Annotated in this window: 15 protein-coding genes and 1 tRNA gene; 15 read left to right on the top strand and 1 reads right to left on the bottom strand. The window is 56.3% G+C overall.

From position 1 onward, the window contains the following. Positions 1-139: 139 nt before the first annotated feature. The 6 genes from ACVWYF_RS04660 (at position 140) to ACVWYF_RS04635 (ending at position 4649) form a co-directional block, all read left to right on the top strand. Positions 140-213, top strand: a tRNA-His gene (locus ACVWYF_RS04660). 107 nt (positions 214-320) lie between these two features. Continuing rightward, positions 321-1262 carry a PfkB family carbohydrate kinase gene (locus ACVWYF_RS04655; RefSeq protein WP_457065125.1) on the top strand — a complete coding sequence of 314 codons (942 nt, stop codon included), beginning with the start codon at positions 321-323 and terminating at the stop codon, positions 1260-1262. A gap of 70 nt (positions 1263-1332) precedes the next feature. Continuing rightward, positions 1333-1575, top strand: a complete 243-nt coding sequence (locus ACVWYF_RS04650) for a hypothetical protein (RefSeq protein WP_457065123.1) — start codon at positions 1333-1335, stop codon at positions 1573-1575. Positions 1576-1896: 321 nt separating this feature from the next. Continuing rightward, positions 1897-3039 (top strand): DegT/DnrJ/EryC1/StrS family aminotransferase, encoded by a 1143-nt coding sequence (locus ACVWYF_RS04645; RefSeq protein WP_457065121.1) that lies wholly within the window; start codon positions 1897-1899, stop codon positions 3037-3039. Next, complete coding sequence (locus ACVWYF_RS04640) at positions 3039-3968, top strand: glycosyltransferase family 2 protein (RefSeq protein WP_457065118.1); 930 nt, start codon at positions 3039-3041, stop codon at positions 3966-3968. Before ACVWYF_RS04645 ends, ACVWYF_RS04640 begins: the two co-directional genes overlap by 1 nt. 24 nt (positions 3969-3992) lie before the next feature. Beyond that, the gene (locus tag ACVWYF_RS04635) at positions 3993-4649 is read left to right on the top strand and encodes an acetyltransferase (protein ID WP_457065116.1); all 657 of its coding nucleotides are present in this window, start codon (positions 3993-3995) and stop codon (positions 4647-4649) included. Between the two features lie 43 nt (positions 4650-4692). Here the strand turns inward: ACVWYF_RS04635 and ACVWYF_RS04630 are convergent, their stop codons facing one another. Then, the gene (locus ACVWYF_RS04630; protein WP_457065114.1) at positions 4693-6426 is read right to left on the bottom strand and encodes a M61 family metallopeptidase; all 1734 of its coding nucleotides are present in this window, start codon (positions 6424-6426) and stop codon (positions 4693-4695) included. A 130-nt stretch (positions 6427-6556) separates the two neighbouring features. Here ACVWYF_RS04630 and rpmH point away from each other — a divergent pair, with 130 nt between their 5' ends. The 9 genes from rpmH (at position 6557) to ACVWYF_RS04585 (ending at position 15719) form a co-directional block, all read left to right on the top strand. Continuing rightward, a complete protein-coding gene (rpmH, locus tag ACVWYF_RS04625; RefSeq protein ID WP_035563087.1) occupies positions 6557-6715 on the top strand; it encodes a 50S ribosomal protein L34 in 159 nt (52 codons plus the stop codon). 157 nt (positions 6716-6872) lie between these two features. Continuing rightward, on the top strand, positions 6873-7325 hold the full coding sequence (locus ACVWYF_RS04620) for a ribonuclease P protein component (RefSeq protein ID WP_457065112.1): 453 nt from the start codon (positions 6873-6875) through the stop codon (positions 7323-7325). 30 nt (positions 7326-7355) lie between these two features. Next, a complete protein-coding gene (locus ACVWYF_RS04615) occupies positions 7356-9050 on the top strand; it encodes a S41 family peptidase (RefSeq protein ID WP_457065110.1) in 1695 nt (564 codons plus the stop codon). 114 nt (positions 9051-9164) lie between these two features. After that, a complete protein-coding gene (locus tag ACVWYF_RS04610) occupies positions 9165-10079 on the top strand; it encodes a hypothetical protein (protein ID WP_457065108.1) in 915 nt (304 codons plus the stop codon). Between the two features lie 14 nt (positions 10080-10093). Then, positions 10094-10792 carry a tRNA (adenosine(37)-N6)-threonylcarbamoyltransferase complex dimerization subunit type 1 TsaB gene (tsaB, locus tag ACVWYF_RS04605; RefSeq protein WP_457065106.1) on the top strand — a complete coding sequence of 233 codons (699 nt, stop codon included), beginning with the start codon at positions 10094-10096 and terminating at the stop codon, positions 10790-10792. A gap of 118 nt (positions 10793-10910) precedes the next feature. After that, complete coding sequence (locus ACVWYF_RS04600; protein WP_457065104.1) at positions 10911-11438, top strand: DUF2480 family protein; 528 nt, start codon at positions 10911-10913, stop codon at positions 11436-11438. Between the two features lie 133 nt (positions 11439-11571). Then, positions 11572-12918 (top strand): APC family permease, encoded by a 1347-nt coding sequence (locus ACVWYF_RS04595; protein ID WP_457065102.1) that lies wholly within the window; start codon positions 11572-11574, stop codon positions 12916-12918. A gap of 118 nt (positions 12919-13036) precedes the next feature. After that, the gene (locus ACVWYF_RS04590) at positions 13037-14302 is read left to right on the top strand and encodes a hypothetical protein (RefSeq protein ID WP_457065100.1); all 1266 of its coding nucleotides are present in this window, start codon (positions 13037-13039) and stop codon (positions 14300-14302) included. Positions 14303-14516: 214 nt separating this feature from the next. Then, a complete protein-coding gene (locus ACVWYF_RS04585) occupies positions 14517-15719 on the top strand; it encodes a serine hydrolase (protein WP_457065098.1) in 1203 nt (400 codons plus the stop codon). Positions 15720-16178 lie beyond the last annotated feature (459 nt).

Raw genomic sequence — 16178 nt, 5'->3', positions numbered from 1 at the left:
TGCGTCGCGTTTCCTTTCTCTGCAATGAAAGAACGCCAGATGAGCAGGACGTTCCTCGTGTATGCGACAACCCCTGCCCAGAACTTTTTTTGCGCATTCCGGCTTCTTTTTCTATCTTTGCACCACCAAAACACACCTGGTAGATATAGCTCAGCTGGTTAGAGCGTCGGATTGTGATTCCGAAGGTCGTGGGTTCGAGCCCCATTATTTACCCTCTCAGAAAAGTCCCCGGAATTATCCGGGGACTTTTTTGTTGCTAGTTTTAATTCCGTTTTAATACGGGTCCAATCGAACCGCTTTATTCACCACACTTTACCTGCATGAGCCTGCTCGTCATCGGTAGCGTCGCATTCGACGCCCTGGAAACGCCTTTTGGCAAAACCGATAAAATCATCGGTGGCGCCGCCACCTACATTAGCCTCTCGGCGTCCTATTCGCTGAAGCCCGTGAAACTGGTGGCCGTAGTGGGCGATGATTTCCCGCAGTCCGATATTCTGCTGCTCGAAGAGCACGGCGTAGACGTGGAAGGCCTGCAAATCAAGCAGGGCGAGAAGTCGTTTTTCTGGTCGGGCATCTATTCCAAGGACCTGAACTCGCGCGAAACCCTCGTTACCGAGCTCAACGTGCTGGCCGATTTCGACCCCATTATCCCGGACGCCTACCAGGACTGCAAGTACCTGATGCTGGGCAACCTGGCCCCGCAGGTACAGCGCCTCGTCATCCAGCGCCTCGTGAACCGCCCCAAGCTGATTGTGATGGACACGATGAACTTCTGGATGGACATTGCCCTCGAAGAACTCATCGCCACCATCGAAATGGTGGACGTGCTGAGCATCAACGACGAAGAAGCCCGCCAGCTTTCCGGCGAATACTCGCTGGTGAAAGCCGCCAAGAAAATTATGGCCATGGGGCCAAAATTCCTCATCATCAAGAAAGGTGAGCACGGTGCCCTGCTCTTCCACAAAAACAAGATTTTCTTCGCTCCGGCCTTGCCGTTGGAAGAAGTATTCGACCCCACCGGTGCCGGCGACACGTTCGCGGGCGGCTTCATCGGCCACCTCGCTGCCACGGACGACATCAGCTTTGAAAATATGAAGCGCGCCGTGATTCACGGCTCGGCCATGGCCTCGTTCTGCGTCGAGAAGTTCGGCACCGAGCGTTTGCTCAACCTCTCAGCTGAGGAAGTGGAAGCCCGCGAAGCCCAGTTTGCCGAGTTGGTAAAAGTGATGCCGGTTTCGGCCATTGCCAATGTGCCGGCTTAACATTTTTCCAAGCAACCTTTTGGCGGCGGATGGGTACAACTTCTTATCCACCACCTAACCAAATACCGCCATGGGACACGCTAAGAAAGACACTGACCTTCAGAACGAAAAAACGTCCGTTAACCCTGCGGCCAACACCAAAAAGAAAAGCACCCAGGTGCAAAGCCCAAACACGATGGACGTTTCCGCTCACGGCAACACTACCGATGGCAACAGCGCCGGCCATGGCGTCGACAACATCCGCAGCAACCCGAACGGTAACCGGCCCATGTCGGTAAGCGGCGGCAAAGGCCCCGGCAAGAAAGGGAATTAGCTGCGGCGAAATTGATAGAAAAGGCCCCGTCGGATTCGTCCGGCGGGGTCTTTTCTATGAGTTATATATGCCCGGCTTTAGTCAAACATCACATGTTTATGCGATACCGCCGAATTATTTGGGCTAATAATTTTGGCGTTGGTTGCAACGTGAAAATAGAGATTGAAACCATTACATCGGCCGTATATTTACCGTTGAAAAAATAGAATAAAAAATGAATAAATTTTGCTAAGGGATTATTGACACCCTTTTGAGTTGCAATAAAAATATATTATTTATATATAATACTTTTTATTTTTTCATCACCTCGTGCTTTTATATATGCTTCACGTTTCTACTACCATCACCATTCCCGTTACGCAGCCTGCACTGCCAGCGCTAGCAGAATACACGCATTACCTGACCGGAATATGGGAGCGGCACCAATTGACCAACAATGGACCGCTGGTGCAGCAATTAGAAAGGGAATTGTGTGATTTTCTGGACGTAGCGCATTTGCAGCTGACTACCAACGGCACAATTGCCTTGCAACTGGCAATTCGGGCGTTGAATTTGACTGGTGAAGTCATCACTACTCCTTTTTCGTTTGTGGCCACCACGGCAGCCATTCTATGGGAACGCTGCCAGCCGGTATTTGTGGATGTAGAAACCGATACTTTTTGCCTGGATGCTAGCAAGATTGAGGCCGCCATTACGCCACGTACGCAGGCTATTCTGGCCACACATGTGTATGGCCATCCGTGCGACGTTGTGCAGATTGAAGCCATTGCCCGGCGACACAATCTCAAGGTTATTTACGATGGTGCCCATGCTTTTGGCACGCGGGTGAATGGCCGTTCGGTACTGGCGTATGGCGACGTGACGGCTTGTAGCTTCCACGCCACCAAGCTATTTCATACGGGCGAGGGCGGCGCCTTGATTACCCATGACCCAGCGCTGCATCAGGCAATAGGGCTGTTGAAGGCTGCCGGCCTGGTCGATGGCCAGCCACAGGTGCTGGGTACCAACGCGAAGCTCTCGGAGTTGCATGCGGCGATGGGGCTCTGCCTGCTGCCACAGGTGCCGGAGTTTATCCGGCTGCGGGCCGCGCTAGGGGAGGCCTACCGCGAGGCATTGGAAGGCTTGCCGCTTTACTGTCCGGCTTCAGCCCCCGGAACGGATTACAACCACGCCTATTTCCCGGTTATATTCTCCACCGAAGCTCAGATGGTGGGGGTGCAGGCGCAGCTGGAAGCGGCGGGCATTGGCAGCCGTCGGTATTTCTTTCCTTCCCTGAATCGTCTTCCTTACCACACGGGAGCCCACTGCCCCATTTCAGAGAAGCTGGTTACGCAGGTGCTATGCCTACCCTTTTATGTCGATTTGCCGGTAGAGGAAGTTTGGCAAATAGCCGCTGTTATTCGGACCGCACTGGCACCCCAGGCCCGCCCCGACTCTGTTCCAACCTTCATGCATGCCAACTAATGCCGGTGCCGCGCCCCAAAGTCAGCATTGTGTTGCTAACGTACAACCACGAAGCCTTCGTCGAGCAGGCCCTGGAAGGCATTCTGCGGCAAGAGGTTGCGTTTTCGTACGAGGTTATTGTGGGCGAAGACTGCTCGACTGACCAAACGCGCACTTTGGTAGAAGCTTACCGCCTTCGGTTTCCGGCCTGCATCAAACCCATTTACCAAGCGCGCAACGTGGGGCCCGGAGCCAATCTCCAGGCCTGCCTCGCGGAATGCCACGGTGAATACATTGCGCTGGTGGAGGGCGATGACTACTGGACCGACGCCCGGAAGCTAGCCAAACAGGTGCAATGGCTGGATGCTCACCCGGACTTCAGCATCTGCTTTCACCCCGTCAAAATTATTCATACCGACCCATCGGTAGCGGATGCGGTGACCAGCCACGCCAAGGAAGTCTATGATTTTGAGGATTTTCTGGGTCGTACCATTCTTCAAACAAGCTCGGTAATGCTGCGTAACGTGCTTCGGCCGGTTCCGGGTTGGTTATTTGGGACTTACCCATTGGATTTCCCCTTTTTTTCTCTCTATGCCGAGAAGGGCAAGGCCAAGCTGCTGCCCGACACCATGAGTTGCTACCGGGTGCATCCGGGAGGCAGCTGGAGCAGTGCCGCGCACGTATGGAAACAAAAGCGCTTTCTGGCCATGTACCGGCGGCTGGTGGTGCATTATGCCCCCACCCGCCACGCGGCCACGCTGCGAAGGAAATTCTATAAGCAATACCTGGACGCTGCCGATGGCTACGTGAAGCACGGCCTCCCGCAGGAAGCCACTACCACGCTCAAAAGAGTCGCTCTGATGTGGCGCTCCTACACTCCCCGGAATTTCAAAAGCTTCGTTGGCGTCGTAGCCCGCTGGGTCCGGAGTCCTCGCCAGAGACCCATTTAATCCCGGTTTATACAGCCCTGCCCTATGAAAATTGTTATTTACGGAGCCGGCAGACACGCCGAGTTGACGCATTATTTTTTTACGCACGACAGTCCCCACGAGGTCGTCGCTTTTTGTGTAGATGCGGCCTATCTGCCGTCTGCCAACGCCACTTTCATGGGATTGCCACTGGTAGCTTTTGAAGAGATGAGCAACTGCTACCCGCCATCGGACTACCACTTGCATGTTGCGCTTGGGCAAGTTCAGGCCCGGCAGCAAATCTTTGAATCGACCAAAGCCCGGGGCTACCGGTTTGCCAGCTACATTTCAACCAGAGCCGATATCTGGCCGGATTTGGTGGTTGGGGAAAATGCATTTATTGACCCCAGCGCCATGGTGCATCCATACGTAACCCTTGGGGACAATGTGATGGTTATTGGCTGTATCGTGGGCCATCACAGCGTTGTTGGCAGTCATGTTCTCATTAGCGGGGCTATTCTGGGGGGCAGTGTGACGGTTGGCAACAGCACATTCATCGGTATGGGGGCCATTATCCATGAAAAAACCACCATTGGCCAGCATAATATCATCGGGTCGTGCGCGCTCATCACCCAAGATACCGAAGACAATGCCGTGTATACGGGCCAAGCCGCCAAGAAACGGCTGGTGACCACCGATAGGGTATCGCTGTTTCAGCGATAGGCCGGTTCAGGCCGGTGGCAATTGATGGTGCCGGCCTGAACCGCTAGAATTCCCACCCCAGCCACTGCTGAAACCCGCGCTGCTGCGCCGCATCGGCCGTTTCCAATCTGTCAATCGCATAACGCTGCCCGAAGCTGATGTCCGGCGTGGCGGCCAGCGTTACCGTCAGCAGCCGGTTCTGGCGGAACACGCTCACCTCGTAGGCCGGCGCGCCGCTGCTTAGCAGGCTTTGCAGATTCATATCCACTCGGCGGCCGTTCACGGCTACTATTTCATCGTCCACGGTCAGGGCCGCAGCGGCGGGCGAGTTGGGCCAGATGGCCGTTACCTCCGTGCGCTCATTCTTCACCACCGTGCGGAAACCGAAGTGCCCTTCCGACGCCGAAGCATTTTCGCCCACCAGCAGTTGGCAGCCCACGGTGTGCAGTACCCGGTTGAGCGGCTCCAGCAGCGGCGCGGTGCCGTAGATGAACTTGTCGAAATAGGCATGCATGTCGCGCCCGGCCACTTCGTTCACGAGACGCACGTAGTCGGCCTCGGTGTAGCCGATGCCAGTCTTGCCGAATTCCTCGTACAGCCGCCGCATCACGTCATCCAGGCTGCGGGCGTGGCCGGAAAGCTGCCGAATAGTCAAATCCAGCAGCATGGCCACCAAGGCGCCTTTGTGATACACCGACACCTTGCGGTCGGGCACGCCGGGCTTGTAGCCATCGAGCCAGAGGTCCATGCTGGCATCGGCCAGCGAGAGGTTGTCGCCGCCCGCATCGTCGTAATGCTTGCGCAGCACGATGTTCAATTCCTCGAAATACTGCGCGGGCGTACGGACGTGGCTGCGGGCCAGCAGGTACTCGCCGTAATAGGTCGTGATTCCCTCGGCGATGAAGCAGGTGCGGAAGTAGTTCTCGCGGCTGTAGTCGTAGGGCTGCATCTCGGCCGGCCGGATGCTCTTGATATTCCAGGTATGGAACAGCTCGTGGCAACTCACGCCCAGCAGCTCCTTATAGAGTCCTTCGCTCATAATCAGCTCGGCCGGCCCCAGCGTAATCACCGTGGAATTGTTGTGCTCCACGCCGTGGTAGTGCTTGTAGGGCAGAAACTGGTTCAGGAAGTGGTAATCCGCCACCGGAAAACCGCCAAACATTGTCAGCTGCTCCTCCGAAAATGCCTTAAAATCGGCCAGCAGCTTCGGCCAGTTCACCAGCGCCTCGCCCTGCACCCAGACGTGGAAAGGTAGCCCGCCCGCCTCATATTGCTGGTGCGTGAGTGTGGGACTGGCAATCAGCGGCGAGTCGGCCAGTTGGTCAAAATTCTGCGCGGAAAGCACATTCGGTGCGGTTTGCGGCAACCCACAAGCCACCTGCCAACCCTCCGGCAATGCCAACGTCAGTTCGCATTCCTCAAGCTGCCGGCCTTCGGCATACATCAGCGCCTGCACGGGGTTCAGGTACAGCTGCGACTCATCGAGCCAGGAGCCGCCGGCATCCATCTGGTGGGCGTAGAAATTGTAGCGCACCCGGATGGTGCGGCCGGTGGCGTTGGGCACTGCCCACCGGTCCTTCGTGAGCTTGCGATAGGGGAGGGGCTGGTTGGTAGCGGCATCTTCAACCACCACGCGTTGAATCTTTTGGGCGAAGTTTTGCAGCTCGTAGCGGCCGGGGCGCCAGGCGGGTAGCTGGAGTTCCAGCGGGGCAGTCGCATCGGTGGCTACATCCAGCGTGAACTGGATTTGGAGGTAAAACGTGAGCGGGTTTTCGTAGGAAACGTGGTAGTGAATCATTGCCAAAACGGGGTTAAACGGGACTAAAGCTACTGCCCGCTAACGTCCCCCGCGTAAAAGTGGCTGAGGGCCTTGCCTTTTCCAGACCGATTCCGTACCTTTGCCGGCCCAACTTGAAACTACACATAAGATGAAACGCACCTATCAACCTTCGAAGCGCAAGCGCGTGAACAAGCACGGCTTCCGTCTCCGCATGGAATCCGCCAATGGCCGCAACGTGCTGGCCCGTCGTCGTGCCAAAGGCCGCAAGCGCCTCACCGTATCCGACGAAGGCAAGCACAAGCGCTAGTATTCACTAGCCGTTAGCTGAGAGCTTCTGGCTATTAGCTGGCCGAGTGCCGCATTGCTGAGACAGGTTTATTTCTGTCGCTGCAATGCGGCTTCGCTATTTTTGGCCTTCCCAAAGATGCTGTTGCTGCTGAAGCGGCAGCCGACAAGTACGCATTGTGAACGAGCTAACTGCTAATGACTCTCTGCCCACGGCAAAGAGAAAATATACCTTCCCGAAAGAGGAGCACCTGTGCCGCAAGAAGCTCATCGAAGAGCTGTTCAGCAAACAGAGTTCCTCTTTTGGCGTTTACCCGCTGCGCATCGTTTGCATAAAAGCGGCCGCGCCCACCACGGCTCCACCGCAGGTGCTCATCAGCGTGAGCAAGCGCACTTTCAAGCGGGCCGTCGACCGCAACCGGCTCAAACGCCTCATCCGCGAGGCGTATCGGCTCAATAAATATCGGCTCACGGAGCAACCTAACGGGCACGAAATCGCTCTGCTGGGTATTATCTTCACGGGGAAGGAAAAAAGTCCCTTGGCTTTGGTGGAAAGAAAATTAATTTCCGCTTTCCATCGTTTGCTGGGCACGACGCCTGAGGCAGCATCTGCTTCGCCGCCGGCCCCGTAGATTCGTGATGACCCGCTACCCGTATTCCGTATGACTATCCGCAAAAAGCTACTCGCCGCGCTGGCCCTGAGCACGCTGGGTTTGGTATCGTTCCGCGCCGCTTCCGACAATGAGCGGTACTTCGAGATTGCCAAGAACTTGGACATTTTCGCTACACTCTTCAAGGAGGTCAACACGTATTACGTCGACGAGATAACGCCCGCCAAGCTGGTGAAAACGGGCATCGACGCTATGCTGCGCTCGCTCGACCCATATACCAACTACATTCCGGAGGACGATATCGAGGACTTCCGCACCATGACCACCGGGCAGTACGGCGGCATCGGAGCCTCGGTGGTGAAGCGCAATGGCAAAACCGTAGTTCAAAGCGCCTACGAAGGCTACCCGGCCCAGAAAGCCGGCCTGCTCCCCGGCGATGAAATCCTCGACATCAACGGCGTGGTGGTCGATAAAAAGTCGAACGGCGACATTAGCAAGCTCCTCAAGGGCCAGGCCAATTCGGTAGTGAAGCTCTTGGTGACGCGCTACGGCCAGGACAAGCCGGTGCAAATCGACATCACCCGCGATAAAATTCAGGTCGACAATGTGCCTTATACCGGCATGATTTCCGGTGATGTAGGGTACTTCCAGCTCGGCAGCTTCACGGTGGATGCGGGCAAGGAAGTGCGCGCCGCCGTGAGCAAGCTCAAGGAGCAGGGCGCGAAGAAAATCGTGTTCGATATCCGCGACAACCCCGGCGGCCTGCTGAATGAAGCTGTGAATATCTCCAACCTCTTCATCGACAAGGGTCTTGACGTGGTGAGCACCAAGGGCAAGGTGACGGAGTGGAACAAAACCTATAAAGCCCTCGACGTACCGCTCGATACCCAGATTCCGGTGGCCATTATCACGAGCAGCCGCTCGGCGTCGGCCTCGGAAATCGTGTCGGGCGTGTTGCAGGACTACGACCGCGCTGTGGTGGTGGGCGAGCGCACCTTCGGCAAGGGCCTCGTGCAGGCCACCCGGCCGCTGAGCTACAACTCGCAGCTGAAGGTGACCACCGCCAAGTATTACATCCCGAGCGGCCGCTGCATCCAGGAAATCGACTACGCCCACCGCAGCGAAGACGGCACGCTGGGCAAATTCCCCGATTCGCTGCGCACGGCCTTCAAAACCACTGCCGGCCGCACCGTGTACGACGGTGGCGGCGTGGCCCCCGACGTGGAGGTGAATGACCGCGAAATCGCCGACATCACCCGCATCCTGCTCCAGAAAAGCTACCTCTTCGACTACGCTACCCGCTACCGCGCCGAGCACGCCACCATCGTGCCCGCCCGCCAGTTCAAGCTCTCGGATGTGGACTACCAGAAGTTCGTGGCCTACCTGCAGGGCAAGAATATCAGTTACAGCACCGACGCCGAAAAGGCCCTCACCGACCTCAGCAAGAAGGTGAAAGAGGAAAAGCACTACGACGACGTGAAGCTGGAACTCGAAGCCATCCGCAAGAAAGTGACCGTGAACAAGGCCAACGACCTGCAACGCTTCAAGCCCGAAATCAAGGAGCTACTGGAGCAGGAAATCGTGTCACGTTACTATTTCGAGAAGGGCCGCACCGAAGCCGGCTTTGACGACGACCCCAATATCATTGCTGCCGTCGCTGTTTTGAACGACCCAAACCGCTACGCCGCCCTGCTGAAGCCCACGGGTCAGGCCGCCAGCGCCCGCAAGTCGGCCGGGACGAAGTAGCTTGCATTAAGCTAGCTTTGCCTAGCATAAGCTCAGAACAAACTTTAGTAAAACTAAAGGCGTTCTGAGCTTATGCTAGGCTATTTCTTTTATACCGATTCTACCGCAGATTTCATGGAAAACTCGTACGAAAACGATTTTAAAATCAAGTACGATGGGCAACAGCATCAAATCGATGCTATAACGCTTCTCAATAGCTTAATGCAGATGACTCCTGTCATCCAAGAAATTAATAAAGAGCTTAATCCTCAGCATAAAATAGATATTAAAATCAATGCGTTGGAGAAAGGCAGCTTCCTGATTCATCTTGAATTGGATTTCTCGTTACTTGAAAAGATAAGTCAAATTTTCACTAAGGATAATGTTGATTTAGCTAAAGAAGTTGTCGCTACTCTTGCAGGTGTGATAGGGCTAGTTAAGCTTGTAAAAACCAAAAAGAAGGAGGGCGATAAAATTGATACTGTACCTGTTAAAGAAATTTCTCAAGGAGATGGTAGTGTCAAACTGGAAATAAGCGGTGGGACGGTAACCATTAGCCAAACTGTGTACAGGGTTTATCAAAACCCTATTGTCACGAGTGCATTGGAGAAGCAGTTTGACGCACTAGCATCTGATGATTCAATCGAAGCCTTCGAGATTACGGATTCTAAAGGCAAAGCACTTGTTGAAGTTAAGAAGGAGGACTTTGCTGAATTAGCCGAACCAGTTACATTACCTGCAAACGGCTCGAATCAGAATTTTGATTTGACAAAAGCCCGGCTCAATATCAACAAGCTTTCTTTTGAGGACAAGACAGGTTGGTCTTTTTACTACAAAGGGATTAAGATTTCTGCTAAAGTCAATGATTCAGATTTTCTAGCCAAAGTCAAGAATGGGGAGCGGTTTGCAAATGGTGACGTTCTTATTGTGGAACTGCAAACGCTCAAAATTTTCGATGAGGCTGCCAACACATGGATTAATAAATCTTACACAGTGGTCAAAGTGCATGAGCACATTCCACGAGGAACGCAGGGGCAACTCGGTTTCTAGTCTGTTAAAAAAAGGTGCCTAAGCTTCTCCTCTCCCTCGAAACCTCGTCCCCCGTCTGCTCGGTGGCCCTGCACCGCCTCGAAGACGGCTCCTTAGTCGGCCAATCCGAGTTGCGGCTCGATAAGTCGCACTCCACCCACCTCACCATCCTCATCGAGCAGCTGCTGGCCAACACCGGCCATGCGCTCGCCTACCTCGCCGCTGTGGCCGTGAGCGACGGTCCCGGTTCCTACACTGGCCTGCGCATCGGGGCCGCTGCGGCTAAGGGTCTGTGCTTCGCATTGGATATTCCGCTGGTGGCCGTAAGCACGCTGCGGGCGCTGGCCGCGCAGGTGGCGGCCGGTACTGCCCGGCCGGAGAATTTCCTGTTTTGCCCCATGCTGGATGCCCGGCGGCAGGAGGTGTACGCCGCGCTGTATACCCACGATGGGCAGGAGTTGCTCGTGCCCACGCCCCTCCTCCTCGACGCCGATACGCTGGCCGAACAATTGGCCCACCACTTCGTGTTATTCTTCGGCAATGGCGCGGCGAAGTTTCAGGTGCTGTTGGGGGATTCGGCGCAGGCCGGTTTCCTAGCGGGCATCGAGCCATCGGCGGTAGCAGTGGGGGCGCTGGCCGTCGCCGCTTATCATCGGCAGGAATTTCAGGACGTGGCGTATTACGAGCCATTTTATCTGAAAGAAGTGTACACGACCACGCCGAAAGCAAAGTAGTAAAACGTCATGCAGAGCGCAGCAAAGCATCTTTACTGCAATAGTAAATGATTACTTCAGCGGTAAAGATGCTTTGCTGCGCTCTGCATGACGTTCTGGTAACTAAAAATAGAATCCTATGGAACCCCTGTTCGTCAACCGTGTCGCCAACTCTGGCCTCGTTACCCTCAACCTGGAAGAACTGCAGCACCCCGGCGAGCGCGTGGTGTATGACATTAAGGATAACCTTTTCCACGGCCTCATGCTGCGCGAAAAGGACTTCCGCGAGTTCGTAAAGACCCACGACTGGACGCAATACGACCAGAAAAATGTCGCTATCACCTGCTCGGCCGATGCCATTGTGCCCACCTGGGCCTACATGTTACTCGCCACTAAGCTCCAGAACCACGCCCACCGCTACGTCTTCGGCAACCTCGATGCCCTGGAGCAGTCGCTGTTCGAAGAAGCCATCGCCGCGATTGATATCGAAGAATACCGCGATGGCAAAGTGGTGGTGAAAGGCTGCGGCGACAAGCCTGTGCCCACCTTCGCTTACGTGGCCATCATGCAAAAGCTGCTCCCCGTCACTAGCAGCATCATGTACGGTGAGCCGTGCAGCACCGTGCCGCTCTACAAAAAACCGAAAGCCGCGAGCACCGTGGAGTAGCAAGGATTCCACCTGTCATGCTGAACGCAGTGAAGCACCTTATCACGTTTGAACAAGTCGTTCGGACGCGGCAAGGTGCTTCACTGCGTTCAGCATGACAGATGGCCGCAATAATGCTTCGCATCTTTGCACCATGCCAGAGAATACCCATACCCCATATAAAATAACCTTCCTCACCGGCGCGGCCATCGTCATCGCCAACATGGTGGGCACGGGCGTCTTCACCAGCCTCGGCTTCCAGGTGATGGATATAGAAAGTGGTTTCGCGCTGCTGATGCTGTGGCTGGTGGGCGGCCTTATTGCCCTCTGCGGGGCCGTAAGCTACGCCGAGCTGGCTTCGGCCATGCCCCGTTCCGGTGGCGAATACCATTACCTGAGCCAGATTTACCACCCCGCGCTGGGCTTCCTTTCGGGTTGGGTTTCGGCCACGGTGGGCTTTGCGGCTCCCACGGCGCTGGCCGCGCTGGCGCTGGGCCAATATGCCAAAAGCGTGTGGCCGGGTCTGGAGCCGCAATGGCTGTCGGTGGCCGTGGTGCTGGCCCTCACGGTAGTACACGGCAGCAGCACCCGCGTCGGCAGCCGTCTCCAAATCATCATTACTGCTCTTAAAGTAGCCGTGCTGGTCATTTTTATCGGCGCGGGCATGGTAGTAGGGGAGGAGCAGCCTATCAGCTTCCTGCCCGATGCCGCCGGCTGGCGCGCCCTGCTCAGTCCCGCTTTCGCCGTGAGCCTCGTGTATGTGAGCTACGCCTACTCCGGCTGGAACGCCGCCGTGTACGTCACCGGCGAAATCGAAAACCCCAAGCGCAACCTCTCACGCATCCTGCTGGCCGGCACCGCCATTGTACTCCTATTATATGTAGGGTTGAACTTCGTATTCCTTCGCTCCACCTCCATAGCCGGCTTGAAAGGCCAAGTCGAAGTCGGCTTCGTAGCTGCCACTTCCCTTTTCGGCTCCCTCGGCGGCCGGCTGGTGGGCGGTGTCATCGCTGCCCTACTGGTTTCCACCATCAGCTCGATGATTTTCGCCGGCCCCCGCATCGTCCAGACGATGGGGGAGGACCTGCCCGCCCTGCGCTTCCTCGCCCCCAAAAGCCGCGCTGGTATCCCCGTGCGGGCACTTTTGCTGCAAACGGCTATTACGCTAGTATTTATTAGTAAGCCGAAGTTCAAGGAAGTCTTGGTCTACGCCGGCTTTGTGCTGAACCTGTTCACCTTTCTTACAGTGCTCGGCTTGTTCGTCTTGCGCTTCCGCCGGCCCGATTTGCCGCGTCCTTATAAAGCGTGGGGATATCCTTTCACTCCGCTCCTTTTTCTGGGGTTGAGTGGCTGGACCCTGGCCTTCATCCTGCGCGATAAGCCTTGGGAGTCTCTATATGGACTGGCTACGTTGGCCGTAGGCGCATTGGTCTACTTCATTACCACGCGCATCGGCCGTCCAGTTTCTGCAGAAGCTTCGAGCCGCAGCAGCAGCTTATAGCACATGCTTCAGTTTGTGCCCGTTGGCACAAAACCGCCGGACGACGCACAAGCTGAAGCATGTGCTACAGGCGAACGAGCCCCTCCGTAACTTGCACCTTCAATCACTCCTATATATAATGTCCCTCCGCACCGCTGCGCTCCGGCTGCTGCCCGCTGCTCTGCTCTTGCTCTCCGCTTGCTCCGAGTCGAACACTAAAACCGAAACCCCTACTTCCGCTAAGGAAGAAACCATGGCCACCACGGCCGATGCCCTCGATTCCACCAAATCAGCACCGCCAGTCGCCGCCGGTAATAAAGCCACTCCGCGCCCCAACCGCCTTACCGCCCCCGATACCGCCTACGCCCAGGACGTGGCCCTGTTCCTTGGCGGTCAGCAGCCCAGCCAGCACAGCGACCTTGCCACCCTGGCCGCCACGCCCGCCTGGCAAGCCTTCGCCAAAGACCAAGACAAAAGCTGGGAGAAATACCGCGCCACCCACACCACCCGCATGACCCAGTGGGCCAACACCGAGCTCGATTCAGTCCACGCCAACAGCCCTACCATCTTCTACCCCTTCAGCGGCCCCGATTTCCTGAACGTCGTCACGATGTTCCCCACCAGCCAAACCTACGTCCTGATGGGCCTCGAACCCGTCGGCAGCATCCCCGCCCGCACCACCCTCGAAAACCCCAAACTGCTGCCCGCCGTCAAAACCTCGCTCTGGTCGGTGCTCAATTTTAGCTTCTTCCGCACCAACGACATGGCCGTGGACCTGAAATCCGTGGAACTCGATGGTGCCCTGCCACTCATGATGCTCTTCGCCGCCCGCACCGGCAACCAAATCACCGCCATCCGCCCCGTGCAGCTCGATGCTACTGGCACACTCCAGGATGCTCCCAAAGACACCACCCAAACCCCCGACCCGAAATCTATCCCCGGCGTCGAAATGAAACTGCGCAGCCCCGACGGCCAGCCCAAAACCGTCTACTACTTCTCCGCCGACCTCAGCGACTGGAAGCTGAATGCCAAAAAAGCTCCCCTCGAATTTGTGCGCCACCTCGGCCCCCTCACTACCTACGTGAAGTCGGCCACCTACCTCATGCACAAATCCTACTTCAACCAGGTCCGTCGCACCGTCCTCCGCCGCAGCCGCTACATCCTGCAAGACGATTCCGGTATCGCCATGAAGTACTTCCAGAAAGGTGCTTGGCAGTTCAACTACTACGGTACCTACCGCCGCCCCATCAACCTCTTCGCCAAGCAATACCAGCCCGAGCTCACCGCCGCCTACCGCGACACCCTCCACAAACCCAAAGCCCTCCCGTTCGGCACCGGCTACAACTGGCGTCAAACCGACTCCAACCTCCTCCTAGCCAAGCGCCAGGTCCCCTTGGCCGACTAACCCCGTATAAAACCAGCCCCACAGGGCCGTGGTGGCAACATCACGGCCCTTTTTATTTCGATATCCTATGAAAACGCCTCCCAAACCCCGCCCCTCCTTATACTATATAATAGGAGTAGCATTTTTATTGACAATAACCATAGCCGCTGAAGCAGTTCGTCTGGCTCCCCCTCTTTTTTGGAAATGCGACCAAGCATTTTTCGGGGGCCGTGGGGTGAGGTCAACGCCCGCAGACTCCCCACTACTAGATTCCCTCCTAAACGCCAACCCCCTACTAAAGCGCGTCGCCAATAACCCCCAATACGAGCTCCAAATTATCTACACCCAAATCAACCGCGACGCCCATAACCACCCCACCTTCACCCCCCACACCTACCACCTCAACCCCCGCCAGTACTTCAACCCAGCCAGCCTGGTCAAACTCCCAGTCGTCGCTCTCTCCCTCGAAAAGCTCAACGACCTCCACAACCCCGCCCTCACCCGCCGTATCATCATGGCCACCGGCACCGCCTGGCGCTGCCAAACCCCCGTTCCCTTCGCCGCCCCCGCCGATTCCGACCGCACCGCCACCGTCGGCAACTACGTCAAGCGCATGCTCCTCGTCAGCGACAACCTCGCCTACAACCGCCTCTACGAATTCCTCGGTCAGCGCCCCCTCAACCAGCGCCTCCATGAATTAGGCTACCCCAACGCCCGCATCACCCGCCGCTTCGCCCCCTGCGACACCGCCGCCAACCGCCACACCAACCCCATCAGCTTCCACACTCCCCAGGGCGACACCCTATATAAAGAGCCCGCCAAGTTTAACCCCACGCCTTATACCAGCCCCCTCGGCCGCGTCCTCAAAGGCCGCGCCCACCAGGCCGGCAGCCGCGTCATCCCCGAACCCTACGATTTCACCACCGCCAACCACCTCCCGCTCCCCGACATCACCGCCCTTCTCCAAAGCATCATCTTCCCCGAATCCGTCCCCGCCAACCAACGCTTCCGCCTCACCCCCCCAGATTACGCCTTCCTCCGGCGCTACCTCCACGCCACCCCCCACGAGTCTGGCTTCCATGCCTACGCACCTGCCCGCTACTTCGATGCCTACAAAAAATACCTCTACTACGGCCGCAACCTTGAAATCCCCCAGCAATCCACCCTCCGTATCTACAACATCGTCGGAATGTCCCACGGCTTTCTCGCCGATATCGCCTACTTTGCCGACTCCCTCCATCAGTCCGAATTCCTCCTCAGTGCCGTCCTCTACGTCAACCAGGACGGCATCATCAACGATGGTGCCTACGAATACGACACCATCGGCCAGCCCTTCCTCGCCCAATTAGGCCGCCAAATCCAGCAATACGAAGCCCAACGCCCCCGCCAATACCGCCCCAACCTCACCGAATTCTTCGCCCCTGAGCCCATCCGCTGAATTTTATTAAAATTACTCCTCCCGCTAAGTCCCTGATTCCTAAAAGTCCATTCCCCCAAACGCCCTTCACCTAACTGCGCCCAAGCTCTAATCTTCCCGCCACCCCTTGTAAGCCCAGAAAATCCTCCTACTTTTGCAGTCCCAAAACGTCAACCGGACGCCGGGTTCTGCCAAAGCAACTGCTCTAGCAGCAAATTGAAAACGAGGAACTGCCCGGCCGCCCTCCCAAGATGGCACCCCGAGCCCGCTTCACAAAGCCCTCGAAAATTAACTTTCGGAAGCCCTTGTGAAAGTCGAAAAAAGTACCTTACCTTTGCACCCCGCTTCGATAGGAGGCCGGAAAGACTTGAAAAGTGAAACGAACGAAAAATAAAAACTTTCCTTGTTTGCTTGTCAGTTCAAAACTTTTGCTTACCTTTGCACTCCCAATCGCAGGAACGGGAAATAAAGGAAAGAAAC

It is taken from the genome of Hymenobacter sp. UYAg731 (assembly GCF_054061335.1).
The sequence above is the reverse complement of the archived record's forward strand: the minus strand, read 5'-3'. Positions and strand labels throughout refer to the sequence as shown.